Origin of the sequence: Pararobbsia alpina (assembly GCF_902859895.1) — a bacterium.
Lineage (GTDB): Bacteria > Pseudomonadota > Gammaproteobacteria > Burkholderiales > Burkholderiaceae > Pararobbsia > Pararobbsia alpina.
Map to the genome: position 1 here is coordinate 1 of NZ_CADIKM010000036.1, position 24,441 is coordinate 24,441.

At 60.9% G+C, this 24,441-nt stretch carries 21 protein-coding genes and 1 pseudogene; 7 read left to right on the top strand and 15 right to left on the bottom strand.

Annotated elements, in window-relative coordinates; genetic code table 11:
• Positions 1–178: 178 nt before the first annotated feature.
• Positions 179–364: pseudogene (locus HV670_RS23480) on the top strand (carotenoid oxygenase family protein); the annotation flags it as partial.
• Between the two features lie 170 nt (positions 365–534).
• Here HV670_RS23480 and HV670_RS23485 read toward each other — a convergent pair.
• A complete protein-coding gene (locus tag HV670_RS23485; RefSeq protein ID WP_175107409.1) occupies positions 535–1,197 on the bottom strand; it encodes a TetR/AcrR family transcriptional regulator in 663 nt (220 codons plus the stop codon).
• 91 nt (positions 1,198–1,288) lie between these two features.
• Here HV670_RS23485 and HV670_RS23490 point away from each other — a divergent pair, with 91 nt between their 5' ends.
• Positions 1,289–2,164, top strand: a complete 876-nt coding sequence (locus HV670_RS23490; protein ID WP_175107410.1) for an aldo/keto reductase family oxidoreductase — start codon at positions 1,289–1,291, stop codon at positions 2,162–2,164.
• A gap of 168 nt (positions 2,165–2,332) precedes the next feature.
• Here HV670_RS23490 and HV670_RS23495 read toward each other — a convergent pair whose 3' ends face one another.
• The 3 genes from HV670_RS23495 to HV670_RS23505 form a co-directional block, all read right to left on the bottom strand.
• The gene (locus tag HV670_RS23495; protein ID WP_425511459.1) at positions 2,333–3,484 is read right to left on the bottom strand and encodes a porin; all 1,152 of its coding nucleotides are present in this window, start codon (positions 3,482–3,484) and stop codon (positions 2,333–2,335) included.
• 381 nt (positions 3,485–3,865) lie between these two features.
• On the bottom strand, positions 3,866–5,425 hold the full coding sequence (locus HV670_RS23500; protein ID WP_175107412.1) for a hypothetical protein: 1,560 nt from the start codon (positions 5,423–5,425) through the stop codon (positions 3,866–3,868).
• A 375-nt stretch (positions 5,426–5,800) separates the two neighbouring features.
• Positions 5,801–6,571, bottom strand: a complete 771-nt coding sequence (locus HV670_RS23505) for a class II aldolase/adducin family protein (RefSeq protein WP_175107413.1) — start codon at positions 6,569–6,571, stop codon at positions 5,801–5,803.
• A 24-nt stretch (positions 6,572–6,595) separates the two neighbouring features.
• On the opposite strand from HV670_RS23505, the gene HV670_RS23510 reads away from it, so the two are divergent.
• The 3 genes from HV670_RS23510 (at position 6,596) to HV670_RS23520 (ending at position 9,998) form a co-directional block, all read left to right on the top strand.
• The gene (locus tag HV670_RS23510; protein ID WP_246257873.1) at positions 6,596–7,549 is read left to right on the top strand and encodes an ATP-binding cassette domain-containing protein; all 954 of its coding nucleotides are present in this window, start codon (positions 6,596–6,598) and stop codon (positions 7,547–7,549) included.
• Between the two features lie 55 nt (positions 7,550–7,604).
• Positions 7,605–8,600, top strand: a complete 996-nt coding sequence (locus HV670_RS23515) for an ABC transporter permease (protein WP_175107414.1) — start codon at positions 7,605–7,607, stop codon at positions 8,598–8,600.
• 450 nt (positions 8,601–9,050) lie between these two features.
• Positions 9,051–9,998 (top strand): sugar-binding protein, encoded by a 948-nt coding sequence (locus HV670_RS23520; RefSeq protein WP_246257874.1) that lies wholly within the window; start codon positions 9,051–9,053, stop codon positions 9,996–9,998.
• Between the two features lie 524 nt (positions 9,999–10,522).
• On the opposite strand, the gene HV670_RS23525 is transcribed toward HV670_RS23520, so the two are convergent.
• Positions 10,523–11,425 (bottom strand): LysR family transcriptional regulator, encoded by a 903-nt coding sequence (locus HV670_RS23525; RefSeq protein WP_175107416.1) that lies wholly within the window; start codon positions 11,423–11,425, stop codon positions 10,523–10,525.
• A gap of 93 nt (positions 11,426–11,518) precedes the next feature.
• Here HV670_RS23525 and HV670_RS23530 point away from each other — a divergent pair, with 93 nt between their 5' ends.
• Positions 11,519–12,586 (top strand): SDR family oxidoreductase, encoded by a 1,068-nt coding sequence (locus HV670_RS23530; protein WP_175107435.1) that lies wholly within the window; start codon positions 11,519–11,521, stop codon positions 12,584–12,586.
• 94 nt (positions 12,587–12,680) lie between these two features.
• Here the strand turns inward: HV670_RS23530 and HV670_RS31230 are convergent, their stop codons facing one another.
• The 3 genes from HV670_RS31230 to HV670_RS23545 form a co-directional block, all read right to left on the bottom strand.
• Positions 12,681–13,526, bottom strand: a complete 846-nt coding sequence (locus HV670_RS31230) for a cupin domain-containing protein (RefSeq protein WP_246257875.1) — start codon at positions 13,524–13,526, stop codon at positions 12,681–12,683.
• A 65-nt stretch (positions 13,527–13,591) separates the two neighbouring features.
• Positions 13,592–14,221 (bottom strand): MlaC/ttg2D family ABC transporter substrate-binding protein, encoded by a 630-nt coding sequence (locus HV670_RS23540; RefSeq protein ID WP_175107417.1) that lies wholly within the window; start codon positions 14,219–14,221, stop codon positions 13,592–13,594.
• Positions 14,222–14,781: 560 nt separating this feature from the next.
• A complete protein-coding gene (locus tag HV670_RS23545; protein WP_175107418.1) occupies positions 14,782–15,585 on the bottom strand; it encodes a DeoR/GlpR family DNA-binding transcription regulator in 804 nt (267 codons plus the stop codon).
• A gap of 31 nt (positions 15,586–15,616) precedes the next feature.
• Here HV670_RS23545 and HV670_RS23550 point away from each other — a divergent pair, with 31 nt between their 5' ends.
• Positions 15,617–16,216 carry an NUDIX domain-containing protein gene (locus HV670_RS23550; RefSeq protein ID WP_175107419.1) on the top strand — a complete coding sequence of 200 codons (600 nt, stop codon included), beginning with the start codon at positions 15,617–15,619 and terminating at the stop codon, positions 16,214–16,216.
• Between the two features lie 317 nt (positions 16,217–16,533).
• Here the strand turns inward: HV670_RS23550 and HV670_RS23555 are convergent, their stop codons facing one another.
• From HV670_RS23555 to HV670_RS23585, 7 genes are all read right to left on the bottom strand, one after another.
• Entirely contained in the window at positions 16,534–17,166 is a 633-nt protein-coding gene (locus tag HV670_RS23555) for an ANTAR domain-containing response regulator (RefSeq protein ID WP_175107420.1), read from the bottom strand.
• Positions 17,167–17,171: 5 nt separating this feature from the next.
• A complete protein-coding gene (locus tag HV670_RS23560) occupies positions 17,172–18,302 on the bottom strand; it encodes a transporter substrate-binding domain-containing protein (RefSeq protein ID WP_175107421.1) in 1,131 nt (376 codons plus the stop codon).
• A gap of 59 nt (positions 18,303–18,361) precedes the next feature.
• A complete protein-coding gene (locus HV670_RS23565) occupies positions 18,362–19,069 on the bottom strand; it encodes a branched-chain amino acid ABC transporter ATP-binding protein (protein WP_175107422.1) in 708 nt (235 codons plus the stop codon).
• On the bottom strand, positions 19,066–20,877 hold the full coding sequence (locus tag HV670_RS23570) for an ABC transporter permease subunit (protein ID WP_246257879.1): 1,812 nt from the start codon (positions 20,875–20,877) through the stop codon (positions 19,066–19,068). Before HV670_RS23570 ends, HV670_RS23565 begins: the two co-directional genes overlap by 4 nt.
• Positions 20,878–20,932: 55 nt before the next feature.
• On the bottom strand, positions 20,933–21,766 hold the full coding sequence (locus HV670_RS23575; protein ID WP_175107437.1) for a branched-chain amino acid ABC transporter permease: 834 nt from the start codon (positions 21,764–21,766) through the stop codon (positions 20,933–20,935).
• 82 nt (positions 21,767–21,848) lie between these two features.
• Positions 21,849–23,048, bottom strand: coding sequence for a substrate-binding protein (locus tag HV670_RS23580; RefSeq protein WP_175107424.1), 1,200 nt, complete (start codon positions 23,046–23,048; stop codon positions 21,849–21,851).
• The gene (locus HV670_RS23585) at positions 23,045–23,923 is read right to left on the bottom strand and encodes a nitrilase family protein (protein WP_246257882.1); all 879 of its coding nucleotides are present in this window, start codon (positions 23,921–23,923) and stop codon (positions 23,045–23,047) included. Before HV670_RS23585 ends, HV670_RS23580 begins: the two co-directional genes overlap by 4 nt.
• Positions 23,924–24,441 lie beyond the last annotated feature (518 nt).

A 24,441-nucleotide genomic window follows, 5' to 3' on the forward strand; every position in this document is an offset into this window, starting at 1 on the left:
TCCAGTTGTTCGAATTCCGTTTGCGTCCAAGGCGTCGATTCGGTAACCAAGGCGTCCACTCAAAAGCAGAGAGTAAACGCGATCCGCCGCCAGTTTACAAGCGCCGCTCTAGGTCATTGAAAGTAAACACGCTTTTTCGCGACCGAGACTCGCCAGTCAAGATGTGTATAACGAGATGCGTCCTACGTCCTCGGTCGAAGACGATGGTTGGCTGCTCGTCTGTGTCTATCGTCACGCAACGGACACCAGTGATCTAGTCATTCTCGACGGCAAGAATATAGAAAGCACACCTATCGCGACAGTACCGCTGCCTAGACGAATTCCCGCTGGATTTCACGGGGCATGGTTGTCAAAAGACTGCTAGGTTGCCGCGACAGTCTCCCTCGCTGCGATGTATGCTGGCCGGCAGCGGCGAGTCCTTGAATGGCTGTTCATGAGAAAAATGAAAGGGCAACCTAAAGGTCCGCTCTTGGCCGCATCCGGAACTTCGCCACTAGCCAAAGTAAGCACGCCACCCGTTCCCTGCTTTCAGTATTAGTGTTCCGCCGATTGCTCGAATGCACTGTGGGGACTTCCCTCGCGTTCCAGATAGCCCAAACACAACGACTCAATATGGCGACGCAGGGACCGGAGCATTGAAGCCGGTGCTTCCCCCTCGATCATCAGACGTGTTGGGCCCGCCATTGCCGCGCTCAACATCCAAGCCGCCATGTTCAGATCTCTGAATTCTGTGTCCAAGGCTGTTTTCAACATCGCGCCAAGCGTTACGCGTCCTCGCTTCTGTGTTTCAAGAATAAGCTCCCGCGAATCAAGTTCACCGGCGACTGCGTAGAGCGCACGCGCTTCATCGATGCGTTCTGTCTTTGCCTGAACGAAAGCATCAACGACTGCGGGCACCATGATTGCCAACGGCTGGTGGTGTACGGATACCGCTGCCTGCTCCATTCGATCGCCCAGCCTGACCAAATGGCGCTCCAGAACCGCGAAAAGCAGCGCCTGCTTATGGGGATAGTACTGGTAAAGCGTGCCAACCGAGACGCCGGCGCGTTCGGCTACCCTGATAGTGGTGAGCCGCTGCAGGCCTTCGGCCAGCAAAACCTGAATAGTGGCATCGAATATCGCATCCACGGTGGCTTGAGAGCGAGCTTGGCGCGGCAGTTTGCGGGGCTTCAGTCCGGTCTTTGCATCAGGAGGCATATGCGAATCCACAATCTGAATGATTATTCGTATTATAGACAGTGTCACTTTCCGGTGACGTTTTCACACCTATTGGAATGGGAACATTGCAATGATCGACGCAAGCCGTGCCGGCACCTACCAGTTGGGCGATTCGTCCGTAGCGCGTATGGGCTACGGCGCCATGCAATTGGCAGGACCGAAAGTGTTTGGCCCCCCCAAGGACCGCGACGAAGCGATTTCCGTGCTTCGGGAAGCTATCGCCAGCGGTGTGACCCACCTGGATACGAGTGACTTCTACGGCCCTCACGTCACGAACCAGCTCATTCGGGAAGCGCTCTACCCCTATCGGGAAGGCCTTGTGATTGTCACCAAGGTTGGCGCGAAGCGCGGTCCCGACGCGTCATGGGGCGCGGCTTTTTCGCCTGCGGAACTGGAATCCGCAGTGCATGACAACCTGCGCAACCTCGGCCTCGATGTTCTGGACGTCGTCAACCTGCGCTTGATGTTCGACGTCGCGGGACCTGCTGAAGGTGACATCGAGCAGCCATTGACCGCCCTCGCCGAATTGCAGCAAAAAGGACTCATCCGTCACATCGGGCTCAGTAACGCAACTGCCAAGCAGGTTTCCCAAGGTCAAACGATCACCCGGATTGTCTGTGTACAGAACCACTACAATCTGGCCCATCGTGCCGACGACTCGCTCATTGATAGTCTGGCGCAGTCGGGCATCGCTTACGTTCCGTTTTTTCCGCTCGGCGGTTTTTCGCCACTGCAGTCGGAGAATCTAACCGCCGTGGCCGACCAATGTGGCGCGACACCCATGCAGGTGGCACTCGTCTGGCTGTTGCAACGGTCACCGAACATTCTTCTCATTCCCGGAACGTCGTCAGTCGCGCATCTGAAACAAAACATCGCTAGCGTCGGTTTAAACCTCCCGCCGGAAGCGCTTAGAGCACTTGACGAAATGGGTGCCGCGGCAAACTAAGACATTCCAAGAACCTGCAAAGGCGCGCTGCGATCATTCGATCGCTGACGCGATAGCCAGCATCGTCAAGGCTTCGTGGCCAGCGCCATTGAATGGCTGGCCGAACCGCCGCGCCTGCGCTTCTTTGCAATCAGGATTTCCTTTTTAGCCGCGATTTCGGCATCAGCATCAAAACCGTGTTCGCGACCCTACGGTAGCGACAATCTGATTGCCGGTTGAGGACGCACCGCCCGACGTATTGACGAATGCGACGTAGTTCTTGCCCGACACGTGCTGATACATGCTTTCCAGGTAAACGTCCGTACTCTTCGAGAGAAAATACAGGACCTGGGCATTGAGCTGGTTCCACTTCGAATCGGCCCCGTAGGTCGTGGTGTCGGTCACATGGCCGTCGGTATACGTGTACCCGATGCCGACCTTCAGGCTTGGCGTCAGCGAGTATTTGCCGTTCACTTCGTAGTTGTCGAAACGAAGGTTACCGCCGGCCGAGCCGAACGCTTCCGTGCCCTCGAACTCGCTGTGCGAATAAACGAAGCCGACCACCGCCGAACCCAAGGTGTAATTCAGGCCGGCCGCCGCCACGCGTTGCACGTCCGCGCCAAGCAGGAAGCCGCCGGTACCGTTGGCGGTCGATTCGGCTACGTCAATGGCCCCGGTTGTGTTCGTGCTGTTCGAGCCGTCAAGCTGCAAGTAGCTGACACCCACATTCAACGGACCGGAGCCGTAGCTTGCGCCAACGCTGTAGACACGATTCGCGTCGAACTCCGAGCTGTTGGAGAAACCGTAGAGCGTGCCGAACTTGAAGCCATCGAAGTTACTGCTGGCGAACTTGACCGAGTTGTTGATGCGAACCGAGTAGTCGAGGTTGTCGTTGTCGAACGGATGCGCGAAGCCAGTCTTGCCGAAGTCATACGCCACGTCGGACAGCGGTGCGACGTAGTCGATCCCTTCGTCATACTGCCGGCCGAGCGTGATGGTTCCCCACTGATCGTCGCGTATGCCGACATACGTTTGGCGCCCGAAAAGCCGGCCGTCCTGGCCAAGCTTGCCATTCTGGACGCTGAATCCGTTCTCGAGTTTGAAGATCGCCGTGACGCCACCGCCGAGATCCTCGCTGCCGCGTATGCCGAACTGGCTCCCGTTGGTGTTGCCGCTGGTCGCCTGGTAAAGCGGGCCCTGCGTCGCCCCGTGTTTTACGTTGTTGGTGTACATCAGGCCCGCATCGATCGAGCCATACAGCGTGACCGAGTTCTGTGCATGGGCGAGCGAGACGCTCAGGCTGCCGATCACGGCCAGGCCCATAACTTTCTTATTCAACATTGTCATTGCGTGTAAATCAGTGCGTGTACAAAACCTCGCTCCGTTTTTGGACCTTCTTATAGCCAATGACGAGGTATCGTTCAAAACGTGCACGAAGGCTGGTCAGAAGCGTCTTCAACGGCGCGGGACAGGCAATGTAACGGCGCGTGCGCTCAAGGGGAACGAAGCAGATTCGCTATGGATATATGCTCACGTGATAATCGCGATGCCGTACCGGACAGGTTCGTAAGGAAGCGCACCCAAGCCGGGGGTGGCTTGGTGGTGACCGGGCTAGTCAAGGCGTGTGAGCTTTAAAGCGTTTTTCAGATCGGCGCAGCAAGTCACTACTCTGGTCACGCTCACCCGTAGGGCGGACTGGCTATCAGCACGTCGCCAACATACTCAGTGGCATTGCCGATTCTCATATAGCGACCAGCTGCCGCTCTTTTCCACCAGGGTCAACGGGCAAAGACGGTTGGTCAACAATGCAGGCGGCAGCGATCCGGACTCACGGACAAAGAAGTAGCGGTAGTCCGCTCCGCGGTCGTTTTTCCAGTTGAATGCGCCCGGCATCCAGGAGAGCCGATCGGGCGCCTCCCGCAAGGTATGCCGCTCTCGGTACCGCACGATCTGCGGCAGGAATTCCGCGAAATTGAAATCGACGAGCCCCTGCTTGTCGGCCTGGTACCACGCCGCGTAGTGCATGTACGCGACCGGATTGTCCGCGGCTGGGCTACGCGGATCCATCGGGAGCATGAGTGCCCGCTGGGCGGGTTCCGCGGCGGCGAGCACCCGCTCGAAGTTCGCGCTCTCCGTCGCAAATGCCAACGACCGCTTTGTCTGCAGACTGAAAAATGCGATGCAAATAAGGGCGAGCGCCACCTGACAGGCGAGATCGCGGTGCCGCCTTGCGTCGCGGTCTCTGTCGGAATCTTCGCGTCGAACGAACAGGAATGCATAGAACGGCAGCACGTATACCGCAAAACGCTCGTAGATGATGCTGGTGTTCATGAGCACTTCAGGCACGAGAAACCAGTATGCGAGCAGCACCACCAGAGGCACAAACGCAGCAGGCGACCTGCGATTCAGACGCAGGCCGAGCATGTGCGCCGTGGCCAGCGTAAGCAGAGTGGCGAGGACCGTCGGCCACTTGTGCGAGAACGCCGCACCCCATGTCGCCATGAAAAGCATGGCGCCGCGGTGGATGAACTGGCCCCCCGGAATGGCCATTTTGTAGGCCGATTGAGCGTTGTCATTCAAGACGACGTAGGCCACGCTCAGAAGAGCGAAACCAGCGTACGGTATCAGCGCCAGTGCGATTTCCGACAGTCGCCGCCCCCTGCTGCGTACGAGGACAAACGCTGCACCGATCGCGTTGGCGACCAGAAAAATCAGGCCATGCGCAAAGAACAGGATCACGCCAGCGAGAAGCAGCCAGCCACCCGTCGAACGGCTTGGACGGTCAGCGTGCTGCAGAGCAAGCAGCAGGTAGAGCAAGCCGAGCGGCACCGCCAAGATGAAGGTGTAGAAACCCCATTGATATGAAAGACCGAAGAAGGACGGCACGAACAGCCAGTCGAGCCGCGCATCGCCACCGAAGCGCCGACGCAGCAGCACGCAGGCAAAGACGAATGTGTAGTAGCTCAGCATCAGAGCCAGCTTGATGGCCGCGGCGACAGGCATCACAAACGAAAACGCCAGCGCCAGACCATAGCCGATCAAGTAGGGCGTAAACAGATTGACGGCCAATATCCGCTGCCAGGGCGACTCGCCGAGCAGCATGTCATGCAATGTGGCGATCTGCGCCGCATGCTGCGGGATATCGACCATCGGCGGCCGAGGTGCGATCCAGAACAGGATGCCGCCATAGAGGACAATTGCAATGAACAGTGCCCGCAGCGTCAGCACGCGGCGTGTGATAGTGATCAGGGCGAATTGACGATGAAACGAAGTTGTATTCATCGATCCTCTCTCTAACCCATGGAATTCCGGCCGGCTAGCCGGGCGGACTGATTAAAGCGTCATTTCCACGATGAACGGTGGCCGCTGTTTGGCACGACAAAGCGGGGCCGTCGTGACTTCGTCCCTGCGGGACGTGCACTCGAGGCCCTGGTCGCGTCAATGCTAAGCAAGCTGGCCCGGACACATCGTTCGATTCCGAACACTTGTGGCCATAAGTTACGTGCCTGCTGCCCGCTTGGGAACGCCCCACGCGAGCGGTCCACATCGTCCGATTGCCCGGAGCACGGCCCAGCGCCAAGCTGCGCCGTTTCCTCGACTTCGTGGTGGCGCGACTGGGATAGCGGCTGTTCAAGCAAGCTGGAGCCGCCGCAGCGCTCACTGCACCAGGTCGGCATCGCTCAGGATGATTTCGTCCCACAGCGTCTGAAACGATAGCCAACCAAAGTGCGGCGATCCCAGCACCGAAGCCAGCCATCTCGCATCATCGGGCGCCCACAGTGAAGGCTCGCCGTAGGCCTGGGCCATCAGTTGCGCTTCGCAGCAGCGGTTCATCAACACGAACCACCATGCCGCCTCATCCACCGTCTGTCCGGTTGTGAAGATGCCGTGGCCTGCGTGGATCGCCACCCGCTTGTCACCGAAGCCTGCGGCAAAGTGTGCTGCCGCGGCCGGGTCCCGCACGACACGAGGCTCGAGGATCAGTGCCTGCTGCTCGAAGAAGATGCATGCGTCTTGTGTGATCGGATCGAGCAGCCGCTCGAATGCGGACCACGTCGAGGCGTGCAGAGCGTGCGCGTGACACATCGCCATGACCTCGGGCCGTGCCTGATGGACGGCCGTGTGCAGCAGCAGCCCGACCGGGTTCACCATTCCGCTGCCGTGTACGACCTGGCCTTGTTGATTCACCTGCACCAAGTGCGAGACGCGGACCTGGTGCATGGGGACGCCGACCGGGTTTACCCAGAAATGGTCCGACAGTTCGGGATCGCGCACGGTGACGTGGCCCAGCAGGCCTTCAGAGTAGCCGCGCCGGCCGAAGATGCGGCAAGTTGCCGCCAGCCGCTGCAGCGCGTGTGCTCGCTCGGCGTCCTTGGTCTCGAACACCGGCTGGGAGCGGCTTGCAAAGCTCTGGACATTGATCTGCATATCACTATCCTCCCTGAGGGCACGTTGCCGCAACTGGGTCTCGCCAATCTTGAGTATGGCCTGACGCCGCAGATCGGTCTATCCACGACGCGTGCTGGCCCCATTGGGCCGCAGATGAACCGGGTGACCGAAGGAGGCTTGCTAAAAGCGCCATCGTGCTATAAAAACAAGCTAGCATGTCTACTGGTCGCCCGGCCGAAGAAATGGGCGGCACCACTGGAGCGAGCGCGACAGTCCATGAGTCTTTTAGAGCTCAGAGGCATTTCCAAGCACTTCGGCGCCATTCACGCCCTGACCGATCTGACGTTCAGTCTGGAGCCGGGCCAGGTGGTCGGGCTCATGGGCGACAACGGGGCCGGGAAATCGACGCTGGTGAAGGTCATTGCCGGTAACTTTCCCCCCTCGCACGGCAAAATCCTCATCGACGGTAAACCGGTGCATTTCAGCAAGCCGGTCGACGCCCGCGCTCAGGGAATCGAAGTCGTCTATCAGGAGCTCGCGCTCTGCAACAATCTCACGGCGGCGGCAAACGTCTTCCTCGGGCGTGAGCCACGGATCGGTTTCGGACCCATCCGCATTCTCGATCACGCGACCATGTATCGGCGCGCCGGCGAGCTTTTCAAACAACTGAAATCCGAAACGCGTCCCCGTGATCTCGTCCGACAGATGTCGGGAGGTCAGCGACAGGCTGTGGCGATCGCTCGCACGCGCCTCTCCGAGGCGCGGCTCGTCATCATGGACGAGCCGACGGCATCGATCAGCGTCCGGCAGGTGGCGGAGGTGCTCAACCTCATCAAACGCCTGTCCGAACATGGAATCGCAGTCATTCTCGTCAGCCACCGCATGCCCGACGTTTTCGACGTCGCCCACCGCGTGGTCGTCATGCGGCGTGGACGCAAGGTCGCGGACAAGAAGACCGAAGCGTCCTCTGCGGAAGAAGTAACCGGCCTCATCACCGGAGCAATCGCCACCGCCTGAACCTGCCTTGCACGGGAGACCGAAATTGAACGATGCGCCGGAAAGGCCCGCCTCAATGCCGACTTTGCTTGATGAGCCGCAAGCCGAGAAGACCCATACCCGCTGGACGGGGCTTCTCGCGAGTCAGGTGTTCTGGGTGGTGCTGGCCACTATCGTCGCCTGCATCCTGCTCTCGTTCGTCACCTCGACGTTTGCGACGCAGCAGAACCTTTTCAACGTCACGCGCAACTTCGCCTTCGTCGCAATCGTCGCGCTCGGCATGATGGCCGTGATCGTCACGGGCGGCATCGATATTTCGGTTGGCTCGACGATCGGCCTCAGCGGTATCGTCGTCTCGGTGGTCATGAATGCCGGCTATCCGATCTGGGCCGGCATCGGCATGGGGCTCTTGACCGCAGGGCTCGTCGGCCTCGTGAACGGTCTGCTCATCGCCTATCTCGACATGCAGCCTTTCGTCGTGACGCTCGGCATGCTGAGCGTCGGCCGTAGCCTCGCGCTGGTGTTCTCCGGCAGCCGGACCATTTTCGATTTTGGTCCCGACGGGAGCAAGCTCCTTGCGCTCGGCGGCGGCAAGACCTTCGGCCTCGCCAATCCGGTGTGGTTCCTGATCGTCCTCGCCGTGCTGTTCTGGTTCGCTTTTGCCTGGACGCGCTGGGGCCGCTACGTCTTCGCGGTCGGCGGCAACCGCCATGCGGCGAATCTCACCGGCGTTCCGGTGCGTCGCGTCATCTGCTCCGTCTATGTGCTCGCCGGCCTCATGGCGGGCGTTGCGGCGATCCTCGAAGTCGGCTGGCTCGGCGCGGTGACGACCGGCCTTGGCACGGGCGACGAATTGCGCGTGATCGCCGCGACCGTGATCGGCGGCACCAATCTCATGGGCGGCGTCGGCAGCGCCTTCGGGACCGTAGTCGGCGCCGCACTCATTGAAGTCATCCGCAATAGCCTGATCCTGCTCGGCGTCGACTCGTTCTGGCAGGGTACGGTCGTGGGTACCTTCATCATCATCGCCGTGCTCTTCAACCGGCTCGGCGGCGAGCGGCAGGGAGATTGAAATGTCTTCGGGCGCACCGGCCGCACTACGGCCGGTGTCTGGGGGGCGACCGGACAAGATGCGGAACTGCCCGGCGCTGGTGTTCAAAAGAAGCGCGAGGTTCCGCGGGAAGGTGAAAGCTCGGATACGGTCTTTCCTTTCGATTTTTACGAAGTTTGTGCAAGCAGACGTGGGCACCGCATTGCCGGCGCCGATAGCTTTGTATGGGACCGGACCAAGCGCTAAAGCACTAACTCTAGTCGACAACTTTGTATGGGACCAGACTAAGCACCAAAGCGCCAACTCCGATCGATAACTTTGTATGGGACCGAACTAAGCGCTAAAGCGCTAACTCCGGTCGACCACCTTGCATGGGACCGGACTAAGCGCTAAAGCGCTAAGTCCGGTCGACAACTGGAGGCAATAATGAAAAAAGTTTCGATGTGTCTTGCTGCAATCGGAGGGCTCGTCTTGCTGGCCTCCTCCGCCTACGCAGCCGATAAGACTCTGGCGCTGGTAGTGAAGGGGCTCGACAACCCCTACTTCGATCTCATGCATCAGGGATGCGACCGGGCGAACAAGGAGCTCAATAAGCAAGGCTATACCTGCTACTACACCGGGCCAGCGACAGCCGCGGACGAAAGCGCCGAAGTGCAGATCATCGACGACCTCCTGACCAAGGGCGTGGCGGCAATGGCGATCTCGCCCGCGAACGCCCCGGCCGTGGCCGAAGAGTTGCGCCGCCGCAATGTGACGATCCCGATTATCACCGCCGACGCCGATTTGTTGCCAAAGGACGCGTCGCTCCGGAAGACCTATGTCGGCACCGACAATTACGAACTGGGCGTCAAGCTCGGCGAGCAGTTGAAGTTGCTGATGCCGAAGGGCGGCAATATCTGCCTCGTCATGGGCAATCCCGCGGCCGAGAATATCAACCAACGCGCCCAGGGCACGCGCGACGTCCTCTCCGGCAAGAAGGGAATCGCGAAGCTCGCCGGCGAAAACGGTTGGCAGGAGCTCGGCGCCTGCCCGCTCTACACGAACGACGACGCCGCCAAGGCGAACCAGATGATGCAGGACACGCTGACCGCCAACGCCACCGGTCTCGATGCCTTCGTGCTCGAGGGCGGCTGGCCGCTCTTTGCCCCACAAGCGTATTCGCAAGTCGTCGCGCCGATCATGGACAAGATCCAGAACGGCAAGTTCGTCATCGTCTCGGCCGATACGCTCGGACCGGAACTGCAAGCCCTCAAGGAGCACAAGGTTAATGTCCTTGTCGGCCAGCGGCCGGAGGAAATGGGCTATCGGGCAGCGATGATCATGCGCGACCTCGCAGAAGGAAAGTCGGTGAAGCCGATCATCCACACCGGCCTCGACACCTGCACCTGGAAGAACGCCGACACCTGCCTCAAGCATTGAAGGCGGGCAGGATCCGTTGCAAAGATGGATGCGGGCGATGCGGGAGCCGAGGCAGCCCTGACTCGGCCCCGTCACGCGGCTTTCCTTTGATCGCGTCCGTCGATGTTTCGAACCTGCCCCTTCCTGATCGTGGCCTAGAAGCCCGCCAGCGTACGCAGTATCGTTTGGATGCCGCCGCGAACCAGCCGCTTGATGCGTCTACGGTCCTGGTGGAGCTATGAACGAGAGTGGCGGGTCTTCAAGGAATTGACAGCACAGCACCCCGACGGAAACTATTGAATGTCGGACTTATGCCCAAGGCGAGCGACGGCGTATCGTCGATCAACGGCGTGACGACGTATGTAGCTTCGGCGGTGCGCCCCAACTTGACGACGCCCACCTACCGGACCTATTACGAGCGATCTGCGCGTTGGCAGCGCTCGGCAAGCGCACCGAACAGCAGCCCGCAAAAGGTAAGCGGTTCGCTCTCGTGGGACGGACCTGAGGCCTACCCTGGCGAACCGGCTCGCGGGCGTTGCGCGTTCTCAGGGTTCGACTGCCGTCGCCGTATGGGCCTGGAGACACACCACCAGGGCGTCGAAGGTCGCTTTGCAGCGCGGGCTGCCGCGCAGGTCTTCGTGCATAGTGACCCAGGTTTCCAGCTTGAACGTAAAGTGTTCGGGCAGCACGCGCATGAGCCGCGCGTCCCGTCTGGCAAGGGCCGACTGACAAAAACCCACGCCGCAGCCGGCGCGGATCAGCGCAAGCTGCCCCAGGTCGCTGTCGGTGCGCAAGGAGAAGACGTCGCGCGTCCAGGATGGCTGCAGCTTGCTCGCGGCCCGCAGGAAGGGCGTTTCCTCGTCAAAGCCGATCAGCGCATGGCGTTTCAGGTCCGCTGGCGTGGCAGGTGTGCCGTGTTGCTGCAGATAGTCCGCGCGCGCGTACAGGCCGAGTGCCACCTCGCCCACGCGCCGGGCGATGAGCAGGCCCTGTTGCGGCGGCGTCATTCGGACCGCGATGTCGGCCTCCCGCTGCAACAAATCCTGCACGCGATTGCTTAGAACCAGCTCAATCTTTAACTGAGGATGCACCTGCCGCAGTTGCGCCAGCATGGGCGGCAGCACCTCCGCCCCGATGACCTCGCTTGCCGAGATTCGCACCGTTCCGGTCACGCCTTGTCCATGGCTGGTCGCCGTCCGTTCCAATGCCGCGGCGGTGCCCTGCATAGCCTCGACATAGCCGCGTAGCGCCAGCGCTGCCTCCGTCGGCAGCAAGCCGGTCTGAGAGCGGGTGAACAGGGTCTGGTTGAACGAGGCCTCGAGCGCCGAAACGTGACGGCCCACCGTTGGCTGGGTAATGCCGAGGGCGCGCGCCGCGCCGGAGAGCGAGCCCTCCGTCAGCACGGCGAGAAATGTGCGGTAGAACTCCCAACCGATGCTCGATGCCATACATAAATGTATAGCCGATCTATCATGTTTGGCAATTCCAATCGAACAAGCGACAGCCCAGAATTCATCCATCGACAACGCATGGAGAAAACCATGAGCAGTAACAAATCGGTTCTGGTTTTGGGTGCTACGGGCGGCATTGGCGGTGAGGTTGCCCGCCAGTTGCGAGACGCCGGCTGGCAGGTGCGCGCACTGAAACGGGGTGCAGAACAGCCCACGGAGCGCCGGGATGGCGTGAACTGGCTGCGCGGCGACGCGATGAACCGGCAGGACATCATCCATGCGGCGAAGGGCTGCTCGGTCATCGTCCACGCGGTCAACCCGCCCGGCTATCGCCAATGGTCGAAGTTGGTGCTGCCAATGCTGGACAACACCATCGCCGCCGCGACGGCCGAAGGCGCGACGATCGTGCTACCGGGCACGGTCTACAACTTCGGGCCGGATGCCCTCCCGGTGCTGCATGAAGACTCGCCGCAGCACCCCGTGACGCGCAAAGGCGCCATTCGCGTGGAACTGGAAAAGCGCCTGCTCAAGGCCAGCCACAACGGCGCCCGCGTGCTGATCGTGCGCGCCGGTGACTTCTTCGGGCCGAAGGCGGGGCAAAGCTGGTTCTCGCAGGGATTGGTCAAGCCAGGGCACCCGGTCAAGACGGTAAGTTACCCCGGCGAGCGCGGTGTCGGCCACCAATGGTCGTACCTGCCCGACGTGGCGCAAACCATCGTCGAGTTGCTGGCACGCCGTGACGCACTCGATCCCTTTGCCTGCTTCCACATGGCTGGCCACTGGGACGCGGACGGCACGCGGATGACCCAAGCGATCCGTCGGGCTGTTCTACATCACACCGAGCGCGAACCGCGCGTCACCGCGTTCCCGTGGTGGCTGCTGACATTGGTATCACCGTTTGTCACCACTTTCCGAGAAATGCGCGAGATGCGCTATCTGTGGCGCACGCCGGTGCAGATGGACAACACACGCCTGGTCGCGGTACTGGGGCACGAGCCGCACACACCGCTAGACGAGGCAGTCGAAGCCACGTTGATCGGCGTAGGCAGCATTGCGCCGGATCAGCAAAATGACATCACTCACCGCATATTCGGCCAGGGCCACCATGCTTCGTTTATTGGGACCTCGCTTCATGGTGGTCGTGATAAAGTTGAATAACTTTCATTAATCGCGTGGCCCTTATGTCGCCACGTGCCTCGTTGTTGCTTGCCTAGCGGGCTGCTCGGATATCCCTCGGCCAGAGTATATACATTCAGAAACGAACGCCACCCTCCGGACCGAAGAAAATCACCCAAGTCCTGAAATCGTCACTGAAGCTCGCAAAGCGGTGCTCTACGTGAGCGGGGACGAAGAGCAGATCGCCGGACTTGAATTCACACACCTGGTCCGCACGGCGGAACGTCCCTGAACCTGAAGCGACGATGTAAAGCTCATCGCGCGCATGGGGCGATTGAGTGTCCGTGCCTCGCGGCGCGTACAGTTCAACTGACACATCGCCGCGCTCGAATAAAACGGAAAACGGCAACGGAAGTTCAGACAGCAAGCGGGAGGCTTCTGCCTCTGAAATGCGAAGTACGTCGTTCTGAATGACTGTCATAGTGGGTCCTTTTCTGCATTCCAACTCGCCTTTCGCGGGCATGAATGTTTTTATAATGCCCCAATCAATTTCGTGATAATGGACCTCTTTGACAACCATTAACAGCCCTACCCTGCTCTTCGTTGATACCGCCACATACCAATACACAAGGTCGCAATCACAAACAGGAGAATAGAAAATGACACACAGGGTTTGGCTTGCCGGTGCAAGCGGCGCGATCGGCACCTCGCTTGCACCGCTGTTAATCGCGGCGGGATATACGGTGTTCGGAAGCACCGGCCGCGCTGATCGGGCAAACGCATTCGAAGAAGCAGGCGTCAGCCTTGCTCGCGCTTCAACGAGGCAAGCCGGGGTGTACAACATCGCGCAGGACAACGCCGAGGCGGACAGCGCCAAGGCAAAGCGTGAACTGGGTTGGTCGCCGGAGTTGCGATTGGCGTCGCGCCCATGAAGCCGAATACCCCGCCGCTTCGGCATTTGTTTCCGTTGGCTCATCAACATGACAACGGCGGGGGGCCGCGCGTCTTATCTTGCGGTATTACGTCCGCCTGTCGCCTGCCACGAGTTCAGCTAGGCTTGCCCGAGGCCAACTGCTCGTTACGCTCATTGAGAGACTGGATCAGGCCGTCCACACCGCTTTGCTGGATCTTCTCGCTGAACTGCTGCCGATATGTCTGGACCAGCCAAGCACCGAGCACGTTCAGGTCATACACGCGCCAGCCCTGCGGCGTCTTGTACAAGCGGTAGTCGATTTCCAATGGCTCGCCGTTCGTCATCGCGACCGTGCGCACTACCACGTCCGTATCGGTCGGAGCGATGCGCGACGGCGGGAACTCGAACTGTTGATCCGGGCGGAGCTGCGCAATCGCGCCCGAATATGTGCGGATCAGCAGCAGCTTGAACTGTTCGACCATCTGCTGCTGCTGCGCCGGTGTCGCCGTTTTCCAGTAGTGCCCCATCGCAAGCTGCGTGGTGCGGTGAAAATCGATGTAAGGAAGGATGTCCCTGTTCACGATGTCCATGATGCGGGGGATATCGCTCGGCTCGACCGCTCGGGTGCGCACCTCGTCGAGCACCTGCTGCGTCGCGGTCTTGATCAGCGCCTGCGGATCCGACTTGTCGTCAATCTGTGCGCACACCGCACCACCAAACGCGAACAATGCGAAAAAAATGGGGATGAAGAATAGTTTCTTCATGGCTATGAACCCTGGTTGAATGCGCTAACGCAATGCTAAACGGGCATCGTCCTCTGAGCCCGACCAATCTCTTGCCTGCCTCAAGATGAGCCTCGCAGCGCGCAATAGACGCCACCGCGGTCGTCACAGGCCATGTTCATCGTTGAGCTTCGCCGTCACCCCATATGATTACCGCCGCGCGCTCGATTGTCCACCCTACCATCCATGCTGACGGCATCTTCGGAGGCGTTGATACGAGCTTCTCGGTCAGCAATTCCGGCGCATTGATCAGCCATCCATACAAATAACATATACCGTTGTGCTCGGGTGGGACATTGCATGTTTATGTAGTCCGAGGCACGTCCAGGTGCCTGTCCTGGTTGCTCAACAAAGATTCGCTTCAAATGAGCGAACAGCGTCTCGACCTTCTTACGTTCTCGGTGAGATCGCTTATATGCTGGTGCCGCACATGACCGGGAATCGAAAAAGCTAGCCCGAACACACCGATGCGAAAAATCGCACGCCGCGTTCATGAGCAAGCACGAGACGAAGCCAGGGCCATTGCCAAAGGGATCTGCCGGTTACGCCCGCACGACAGTCACTCCCGCTGCTTCGATCGGTTTCGTCAACTCCAGGGCGGTTGCCTTTTCGACGATGATGGTCTGCGCGAGTGTGATGTCGCCGATGACAAACTGTGACGCCGCATTGAGTTTCGATGACGAGGCGAGTACGACAGTCTCCGCCGCACGCGCCGCGAGCGCGCGCTTGATCGCCGCTTCCTCGAAGTCTCCAGTGCTTAGCCCGGCTGTCGGATGAACACCGGTCACACCCATAAAGTACAAGTCAGCATGGATGCGTGAGACTCCCTCCATCGCTGCGGCGCCAACAGCCACTATCGAATGCTTGTACAGTCGCCCGCCAATCAGGATGACCTCCACTAAAGGATGTTCGGCGAGTGCCACCGCGACGCTCGGGCTATGGGTGACGATTGTTGCCCGCAGATCGGCGGGAAGCTCCCTCACCAAGAGCGCCGACGTGGTCCCCCCGTCGACGATCACGATCTGTCCCGACGCAATCATTCCGACCGCGTGCCGCGCGAGCCGCCGTTTGGCGACGGACTCGATGTCCTGGCGCCGTTCGAATGGCGCGATGGCCGGAGAAACGGGCAAGGCCCCGCCGTGAACCCGTTGTAGCAGCCCTTCCGCCGCGAGTTCACGCAAGTCCCGACGGATCGTGTCTTCCGACACGCCAAACGTCGTGCTCAGTTCGCCGGCGAGTACTTGGCCGTCACGTGCGAGCGCGTCGAGGATGGCTGCCTTGCGTTGAGTGGTCAGCATGGAATTGCACGAATTTTCTTGATATTGCACGAATATGCACGATACCATGAGCTTAGGTTGACTGTCGATAGGAGGAGCAATGACTGCAACGAATGACCGCGTTCGCATCGTCGATTCCACCGTACTCTCCGACGATTGGTACACGCTTAGAAAGGTGACGTTCGACTTCCTGCGCCGGGACGGTAAGTGGCAACGTCAGAGCAGGGAGACGTACGATCGTGGCAATGGGGCGACAATCCTGCTCCATAGTCGGCAAACCCGAAATATCGTGCTTACACGTCAGTTCCGCATGCCCGCGTTCGTCAACGGGCACGATGGCATGCTGCTCGAAACGGCTGCCGGACTGCTCGACAACGCCACGCCGGAAGAACGCATACGCATGGAGGCGGAAGAGGAAACAGGGTATCGCGTTCGCGAAGTCCGCAAGGTTTTCGAGGCCTATATGAGCCCGGGATCCGTGACAGAAAAGCTCTACTTTTATTTGGGAGAGTACGACGCTTCCATGCGCGTGAATGACGGCGGTGGCATCGAGGGCGAAGGAGAAGATCTCGAAGTGATTGAAATGCCTTTGCGGACAGCGTTGCGGTTTATCGAGGACGGGGAAATCGTCGACGGTAAGACGATCATGCTTCTGCAGCATCTCGCGTTATGCGAACTAACAGCGGGACGCCCAATATGAAGCCACAACGGGTTCTGATCAAACTACGCGTACGAAGGGATCCAAGAAGGGAGCCTCCAAGGCGCACTGGCAAAAAATAAAGGTCGATCGACAGATCCTTGTAATTGCGCGCGTTCACGGCGCCGACGCAATTTACACCGAAGATGACGACCTTCTCGCTGAAGCTTCGCGTCTCGGAGTCGCGGTGCGCCGAACAAGCGACACTCCCCTTAAGCCGAAGCAAAAGCAACTAAACCTCGAGCAGTCAAGGTAGTGCGCGCCGGGGGAACCGGCAGGCAACAGTAATCGAGCACTCAAGCCCTGGGGTCGCCTGCGACTTAAGCCCGGGGTTGCCCGCGGCCATTATCGTTCAGCCCAAGCTTTTCGAGCGTCTCGCGCGCGTCGACGACCATGCCGGCGACTTCCGCGACGGTCATGCGCAATGCAGTGGCTCTTGAGCGCATATGCTCATAGGCCTGCGATTCCCCCATCTGCTCATGCTCCATGAGCATGCGAATCGCCTTTTCGATTTGCCGCCTGCCCTTGATCGTGTCTTCGAGCTTGCGGATCTTGTTTTGCTGAACCATCTGAAACGTCCTCGCCGATCGCGCGAGCGCCAGCGTGTTCAGTACCCCCGATGAGCGCAAAGGCTTGGTAAGCACACCGTGCGCATGCGTGTTGAGCAGCAGTTTCAGCGTGGTCGGGCTTTCATAGTCCGCGAGTGCAACGAGCGTCGCGTCTGCTTCAGTCGAGCACCACGCGCTGTTGCCCTGCAGCTCCTGGGCGACATGAAACAGGATCACATCCGCCTCGACGGGAGGCACCGACGGAAACGGCCAGACCAGGCTCAACTGGCATCCGATGCGCCGCAATTGTTCGACCAGCGTGTCCCGATCTTCGCCGGGAGGATGCACGACCACCACCCGCACCGTTCGCAAGTCTTCATACAGTCGACGAATACTCGAGTCCACTCGCATCACCTCAACCAGAAATCGGCAAAACCATAGCTCGACAAATACGGATCAGGCTTCACCGGCTCGGCATTCTGCCAGACCACTTCATACCGCCCATCCAGCCGACATACCGCGATGCGTGGCGTCAGCACACAGTGATTGTTCTCGGGATCGATCGTAAGCCGGCCTTCCGGGGAATCCAGCGAGACCTGGTGCGCCGCGCGAACAAGCTTGCGCGTATCGAGCACGCCGACCTCCTTCAGCGCGAGCGCAAACAAGTGGACCTGGTTGTAGGCCATCTCCGACCACATGCTCGCGGGCTGTTCACCGAAGCGGGCCCGCCACAGCGCAAGGAAGCGACGATTGCTGTCGTTGTCGAGATTGTTGAAGTAGGTCGCCGCCGTCACATGCCCTTCGCAACGCGCGGGGCCGATTAACTGGGTCTCGCCCTCCGCCATGGTGAGGCTCGCGATGGGAGTCCGCAGGGAATCGATGCCGCGCTCGCGGTACAAGCTGTAGAATCTTCGCGCGCCGATGCCGATGAGCGTCGAGAACACGACGTCGGGCTCGTGCGCGCGAATATCGCGAATGACTTCGTCGAGCTGCGTCTCGCTCGCGTCGCTGGGCAGGTAGATTTCCTCGACGATCTCCCCGCCGTGCTGCTCGACCATGTCCCGCATGATCCGGTTCGATTCGCGCGGATAGACATAGTCCGTGCCGACGAGAAAGAACCGTTCCGCCTTGTGCTGCAGCAGATAGGCGGCCAGCTGCATACTGTTCTGGTTCGGCACCGCGCCGGTATAGATCACGTTCGGGGAGTATTCGAATCCCTCGTAGATCGAACAGTACCAAAGCAGCGAATTGGTCCGCTCGACGACCGGCAGCACCGCCTTGCGGGACGACGAGGTCGAACATCCGAACAGGACATTGACGTCGCCTTCCATCAGCAACCGCGCCGCGAGCCGGCGGAACTCGTCGGGTTCGCCCTTCGGGTCGTAGACGACCGGTTCGAGCGGCCGGCCAAGTACGCCGCCAGCGGCATTGATTTCCTCGATCGCGAGGACCGTCCCGAAGAAATGCTCGGACTCGGTGACCGACGTCACGCCGGTCCTCGAGTAAAGCACGCCGATACGCCAGCCTTCGTCATGCATCATATGAATGGTCCGATGGTCATCGCCTTGCTCTGCCCTGCTGCTTGCGCCAAGGCCGCCCGCTATACCTTGAGATGTTCGAAAATGGCCTGTGCCGCGCCGCCGTCGCGGGTCTCGCCCTGCCGGACGATGTCCCCCTGCTTGATCAACAGATACCGGTCCGCGACCTTCAGGGCAAAAGTCACGTTCTGTTCGACGATCAACATCGTCGTGCCCCGTTGTCGACGCTCCCACAGCAAAGCCTGCGCAATGCGGTCGACCACCGAAGGTTGCAGCCCTTCCGTAATTTCATCGAGCAGCACGATCGAAGGCCGCATGAGCAAGGCCCGGGCCACCAGCAGCATCTTCTGCTCACCACCCGAGAGCGTGCCGGCGGGTTGGCGAAGACGTGTCTTGAACACAGGGAAAAGCGCGATGACGTCTTCGAAGCGCTCTTCGAACAGGGCATCGGCTTCGAGGCCCAGCCGCAGGTTGTCATGAATGCTCAAGTCCTGAAAAAGTGCCTTCTCCTGCGCGGCGTAGGCGATGCCGAGACGCGCGATCCGGAACGGTGTCAGGCGAGTCGCATCCTGACCTGCAAGGCGCACGGCTCCGCTCTTCTTCGGCAGATAGCCCATGATCGTCTTGAGCAAGGTGGTCTTGCCCATGCCGTTCTTGCCCAGCAATGCCGCGGCCTCACCCTTCGGGATCGACAAGGACAGGTTCCGAAGTACGACTGAAGCCTTGTAGCCGCTTGTCACGTCGTTCAACTGCAGTGCGGCATCGGTCATGAAAGGTCTCCGGAGTGGCTGGCCAGTTTGGGCTCGGTCGCAGATACGGGCACCAACGTTGGCGCACATGTAGCTGCCGCAATTCCACTATGCGCCGTACCCGCATAGATGGTTTTGACAAGCTCGGAATGGACGACTTCCTCGAAGGTCCCCTGCATGACGATGCGTCCCTGATGGAGCACCACGACACGTGTGGCGATTTCCGCCACGAAATCGAGATCGTGCTCGACCAGCAGGCAGCACAGTCCATGACGGTGTGCAAGCGACGCGAGAATGGTGCCGATCTGCGTACGCTCTGTCTTGGTCAGGCCTGCGGTCGGCTCGTCGAGCAGGACGATCCGTGGCTCGAGTGCGAGCACCATCGCCAGTTCGAGCGCCTGTTGTTCGCCGTGGGATAGATCGCGTGCGACCACGCCGAGCTTCCGGTCGAGCTCCGTCGCGCGGATCACGTCGAGCGCATACGCCGGCAGGCCGAGCGTCGCAGCGCGCCCCAGCCATGACAACGGTTCGACACGAGCACTCGCGATACGCAGGCATTCGGCAACCGTAAGCGTCTCGAATACATTGGCGTTCTGAAACTTCCTGCCAAGGCCGAACCCGACACAGCGCTCCGGAGGCAGCCCGCGGATGTCGTTTCCACAAAGACGGACGATGCCCGCCGAACGTTCCGCGCCGTCGCTCATGCAGCGCATCAGCGTGGTCTTGCCCGCCCCGTTGGGTCCGATCAGTCCGACCAGTTCTCCTGCCCCGGCACGCAGGTCGATGCCCTGCAGAACCTTGAGGCTGCCGAAGTGCTTCTCGACACGGTCCATGAGCACCGCGGGCTCGCCGCCGGCCGTGTCGATTTTGCGGGCCAGGCGTTTGGCCAGTCGCAGGCGCGCGGCGCCTCGACGCCCGAACCCGAAAGGCTTCAGCAGCACGGGGACCAACCCTTGCGGCAGAAGCACGATGACGATGACGAACGCCGCCCCCAGGATCAACGGCCAGGCGAACGGCACACGTCCACTGAGATAGGCGGTGGCGACATTGATCAGCACCGCGCCGATCATGGGCCCCCACAAGGTGCCCCGCCCGCCGAGCGCGACCCAGATGATCAATTCCGTGCCGAACACAAAGCCCGTGAGTTCCGGTGCAACGACGCCGCTGAACGCGCCGTAGCCGAAGCCGGCCGCGCCAGCGACCGCGGCGGTGCCCACCAACAGCGCGATCTTCACGATCGACGTGTCGATGCCGAGAAACGCGCACCGTGATTCGTTGTCGCGGATCGCAGTCAGCACGCGTGCGCCGTCGCTGCGCATGATCACCCATGCGAGCGCGGCGAGCGCCGTGAGCGCGCCGCCCGCGATCCAGTACCAGGCTTCAAGCGACAGATCGAAAGTCTCGAACCCGGTCAGTCCCGAACTCGAACCGGTCCACTCGCCGCCCGATAGCAGGGCCTGGGTCAACACGATAGGCAGCACGAGCGAGATGACTGTCGCGAAGAACGGCGACGCGCCCCGGTAAAAGGAAAGCCAGCCCACCACTGCGCCGATCGCGCCTGCCACGACGACTGCGAGAACAAGCGCGAGAATCGCATATCCGCTGGAGAAGCCCTGATGCGTAAACACGAGGCCGGCGGCATAGGCGCCCACACCGAAGAACGCGGACTGCCCGAATGTCAGATAGCCCGCGTATCCCCACAACACGTCGACCGTCAGCGCGACGATGGCAAAGAAAAATGCCTTGATGAGCACGTTCAACAGATAGGTGTCGAACAGCCAGGGGCCTGCAATGACGAGCACGACTCCGATCACGCCGAGCACGGCCATGCCGCGGCCGCTTTCGTTGGCGGGCGCAGTCGAGCTGCCCAGCAAAGGGTGGAGATCAAACATGGGAGAATCCTCTCGGACGAATTCGCAGCACCAGCGCGGAGAGCACCGCGATCGTGATGCCGCCTAGTACGGGGCTGACATAGGTACTGACCAGCACCTGGCAGGCACCGAAGAGAAAACATGTCAGAAGAAGCCCGGTCATCGAACTGCCCGCGACCATGACCAGCATGAACGCGCTGACCAGCCAGGGCAGGCCCATGCCCGGATCCACGCTCGAGAGCGGCGTGATGAAGGCGCCGGCCAGCGCGCCAAGCCCGGCCCCGAGGCCGAACATCACGAAGCGAATCCGCTCGGAATTGATGCCCAGCCCCTTGGCCAGGTCTTCGTTCATCACGACCGCGCGCGTCTTCACGCCGAAGCGGGTCCGGTTGAGCAGCACGCTCATCGCCGCCCAGATCCCGAGCGCGACCGGCACCAACAGCAGGCGATAGGCGGAGTACCCGGTACCCGCGATCGACAGCGCGCCGCCGACGGGCGACTCGACGAACTGCACGCCGCGGCCGAACATCATCACGACTATCTGGCCGATCACGATGCCCAATCCCCACGTTGCCAGGATCGCATCGAGCGGCCGCGCGTAGAGCGGTCGGACGACCAGCCTCTCGACCATCATCCCCACCACCGCACCGACCACCAGGGCAAGCGGCAAACCGATCCAGGGGCTGATCTCGAGTTGAGTGACCACCAGGCTCGCATAGGCGCCGAGCGTCAGGAGCGCACCGTGCGCGAAATTGACGATCTTCATCACGCCGAAAATCATCATCAGACCGGCCGTAACGATGAACAACACGGCAGCGGTCGTTACCACATCCAGGAACACACCCATCATTGTCTCCAACGGCCGGGACGTATGACGTATGGCCCACCCATGCGCACATCCCGGCCAGTCTCCCCATTCCCGCCTGCCCTTACCGGGTATTCGGGCACTGCGCGCCCGGATCGACGCGTTCGAACGTCTGCAGGATCCTGATCGAGCCGTCGCCCTGCACCTGGCCGAGCCGCATCGAAAGCGGCGCATGCCGGCTGCTGTTCATCGACACCGGCCCGCGAGGTCCGTCGAAAGAGACGTCCTGAAGGGCCTTGATCACCTTCGATCCGTCGGTCGAGCCGGCCTTTTCAACTGCGGCCTTGTAGAGATGAAAAGCCTCGTACTGCGGCTCGGACAACTCGTTTGGTGTCTGCACCTTGTTGCCGAACCGGCGGTCCAGCGCCTCGATGAACTGTTTGTTTTCCTTGCTGTCGATGCCGGTGAGATACGAGGCGGACATGTACATGCCGCTCGCGACATCGCCCATGGTCCTGGCTGTCCCCTCGTCGATGGCGAGGTTGCCGTACGCGACGTTCAGGCCCGCGCCTTTGAGCTGCTTGGCCAGCGACACATTGGGCGCGCCCCCGGCGGTCGCGCTGATCAGGGCATCGGGCCGGGCATCGCGAATCTTCGAGATGATCGGGGTCCACTCGGTGCCGTCGATCGGCAGATAGTCTTCTCCGACGACCTTGCCGCCGTGCTGCTCGATGTACTTCCGGGTGAAGGCGAGCATGCCTCGGCCGAACGAATAGTCGTTGCCCACCAGGAAGAACGACCTGGCCTTGCGAGTGTTCAGCATATAGTCGACGACCGGCGCCACCTGCTGCTCGGGCACCCAGCCATTGGCGAACATCCAGGGGCTGCACGAATGGCCTTCGTAGAACGAGGTGTAGATGAACGGTACGCGGCCCCGCGCGACGATCGGCAGCCCCGCATTCCTGGCGGCACTCGTTTCCATCGAAATGATCGCGTCGACCTTCTTGTCGAATACCAGCGTGTCGTAGGCCTTCTGGGCCCCCACGGCACCCGAGGCATCGTCGACGATCTCGAGCTGGACCTTGCGGCCCAGAATGCCGCCGGCCGCGTTGATCTCATCGACCGCGAGCTGCGACGACTGGACCACGGCAGGGGCGACCACGCTGTTGGCACCGGACAGGCCGACGGCCATGCCGATCCTGATGGGCTCCGCGGCATGGGCGGTGGAAATGAGCGCGACCGCCCAAGCACTGGCGGCAAGCGCTCGGCGTGTAACGGGCGAACCGAGCGCGTTGTCAGGACGCAGGATACGGGTGAGCTTCATCGGGATGTCTCCGTCGAGTCTGAGTGGGCGATAGGGGAAGATTCAGCCGATGGCAGCGACCAGCCCGTACCCAGCATGGGGTCGTACACGTCGCCGCGGCGATCGCTCAATACTTCGTTGAAGACGTTGAACCGCCGGGCCTGGCGCGACTGTTCGCGGTCGATCCGGGCGTACAGGATGCATTCGCCGTCGGTGCTCGCGGGACCGGCCAGCGGCCATCCCCGCGCGCCGACGATGAGGCTCTGGCCGATGAACGGTTGGGTCCGCTCGGTGCCGATACGGTTCGCGCAGACGATGCTCACGCCATTGCTGTGCGCCGCGGCCATCGTGAGAATGTGCGCCATCGCGGCGCTGTGCGCCGGCTGTCCCGGCATGGGCACCCAATTGGTCGGCACGCAGATGATGTCGGCGTCTTGCGCCGCCAGCAGCCGGTAGACCTCCGGAAACCAGCCGTCATAGCAGATCGCCATCGCGAGCTTGCCGATGCCGGTCTCGAACACGGGCAGACCCAGATTGCCGCGGTCGAAAATCCGGTGTTCGTCGTTCCAGAGATGAAGCTTGCGATACGTGCCGATCACGCCCTGCGGCCCCGCGAGCAGCGCAGCGTTGTAGAGCCGGCCGTCGCCACCGAACTCGGCGATCCCTCCGGCGATATGGATGCCGAGTGAACGCGCGGCATCGGTCCAGGCGCGCACGGTGGCGCCATCGGCGATCCGCTCCGCCAGCCCGAGCGCCTCTTCGCGGCTTTCGAACATGTAGCCGGTATTGGCGAGTTCCGGCAACACGACGAGCTTCGCACCGGCAATTGCCGCTTCCTCGATCAAGCGCAAGGTACGCATGACGTTTTGCTTCTTCTGTCCGATGCGAGGTTCCATCTGGATACTCGCGACGAGCGTGCCCGGTGCACTTGCCGTCGTGCGCGGGGATAGGGGGATATGCAAAATTCGTCTCCAGAAATGCAAAAGCCCCCGACCACGCGATATACGCATGTCGAGGGCTTTCATAGCCGACTCAGGTTGTGACAGCAACGCTGCTGCCAGACCCGCCGTTGAAGCAACGTGCCAAGTCCGGTTCGGAGTGTCGTCGCGCGAAAACGGCGCGTCAACACTGAAGCCGCAGGACTAGGGAAAATCCTTATCCATCGCCTCCCAACCGGCCGAGCGTGCCGAAACGGCCACCCCCACCAAAGCGAGATTAGTGGCAAGCAGTCAAATCTCTAATTCAGATTCATCTGACTTTCGCATTGGACTCGGACGAGCGGCAACGGAAGCCACGGATTTTTTCGGGACTTAGCCCATTCACTCAAGCTTGACCCGGTTCCGCCCGCACATGAGGACACCCCTCGCGGCGCGCCCACCCCGCCTGGATATGATCCGGCAACTTTGAACCGGGA

Coding starts and splice junctions, on each gene's coding strand:
- HV670_RS23485 (WP_175107409.1), bottom strand. CDS start 1,197: ATGCCTCCTGATGCAAAGACCGGACTGAAGCCCCGCAAACTGCCGCGC.
- HV670_RS23490 (WP_175107410.1), top strand. CDS start 1,289: ATGATCGACGCAAGCCGTGCCGGCACCTACCAGTTGGGCGATTCGTCC.
- HV670_RS23495 (WP_425511459.1), bottom strand. CDS start 3,484: ATGTTGAATAAGAAAGTTATGGGCCTGGCCGTGATCGGCAGCCTGAGC.
- HV670_RS23500 (WP_175107412.1), bottom strand. CDS start 5,425: ATGAATACAACTTCGTTTCATCGTCAATTCGCCCTGATCACTATCACA.
- HV670_RS23505 (WP_175107413.1), bottom strand. CDS start 6,571: ATGCAGATCAATGTCCAGAGCTTTGCAAGCCGCTCCCAGCCGGTGTTC.
- HV670_RS23515 (WP_175107414.1), top strand. CDS start 7,605: ATGCCGACTTTGCTTGATGAGCCGCAAGCCGAGAAGACCCATACCCGC.
- HV670_RS23525 (WP_175107416.1), bottom strand. CDS start 11,425: ATGGCATCGAGCATCGGTTGGGAGTTCTACCGCACATTTCTCGCCGTG.
- HV670_RS23530 (WP_175107435.1), top strand. CDS start 11,519: ATGAGCAGTAACAAATCGGTTCTGGTTTTGGGTGCTACGGGCGGCATT.
- HV670_RS31230 (WP_246257875.1), bottom strand. CDS start 13,526: ATGTTGATGAGCCAACGGAAACAAATGCCGAAGCGGCGGGGTATTCGG.
- HV670_RS23540 (WP_175107417.1), bottom strand. CDS start 14,221: ATGAAGAAACTATTCTTCATCCCCATTTTTTTCGCATTGTTCGCGTTT.
- HV670_RS23545 (WP_175107418.1), bottom strand. CDS start 15,585: ATGGTATCGTGCATATTCGTGCAATATCAAGAAAATTCGTGCAATTCC.
- HV670_RS23550 (WP_175107419.1), top strand. CDS start 15,617: ATGACTGCAACGAATGACCGCGTTCGCATCGTCGATTCCACCGTACTC.
- HV670_RS23560 (WP_175107421.1), bottom strand. CDS start 18,302: ATGATGCATGACGAAGGCTGGCGTATCGGCGTGCTTTACTCGAGGACC.
- HV670_RS23565 (WP_175107422.1), bottom strand. CDS start 19,069: ATGACCGATGCCGCACTGCAGTTGAACGACGTGACAAGCGGCTACAAG.
- HV670_RS23570 (WP_246257879.1), bottom strand. CDS start 20,877: ATGGCCGTGCTCGGCGTGATCGGAGTCGTGCTCGTCATTGCAGGCCCC.
- HV670_RS23575 (WP_175107437.1), bottom strand. CDS start 21,766: ATGGGTGTGTTCCTGGATGTGGTAACGACCGCTGCCGTGTTGTTCATC.
- HV670_RS23580 (WP_175107424.1), bottom strand. CDS start 23,048: ATGAAGCTCACCCGTATCCTGCGTCCTGACAACGCGCTCGGTTCGCCC.
- HV670_RS23585 (WP_246257882.1), bottom strand. CDS start 23,923: ATGGAACCTCGCATCGGACAGAAGAAGCAAAACGTCATGCGTACCTTG.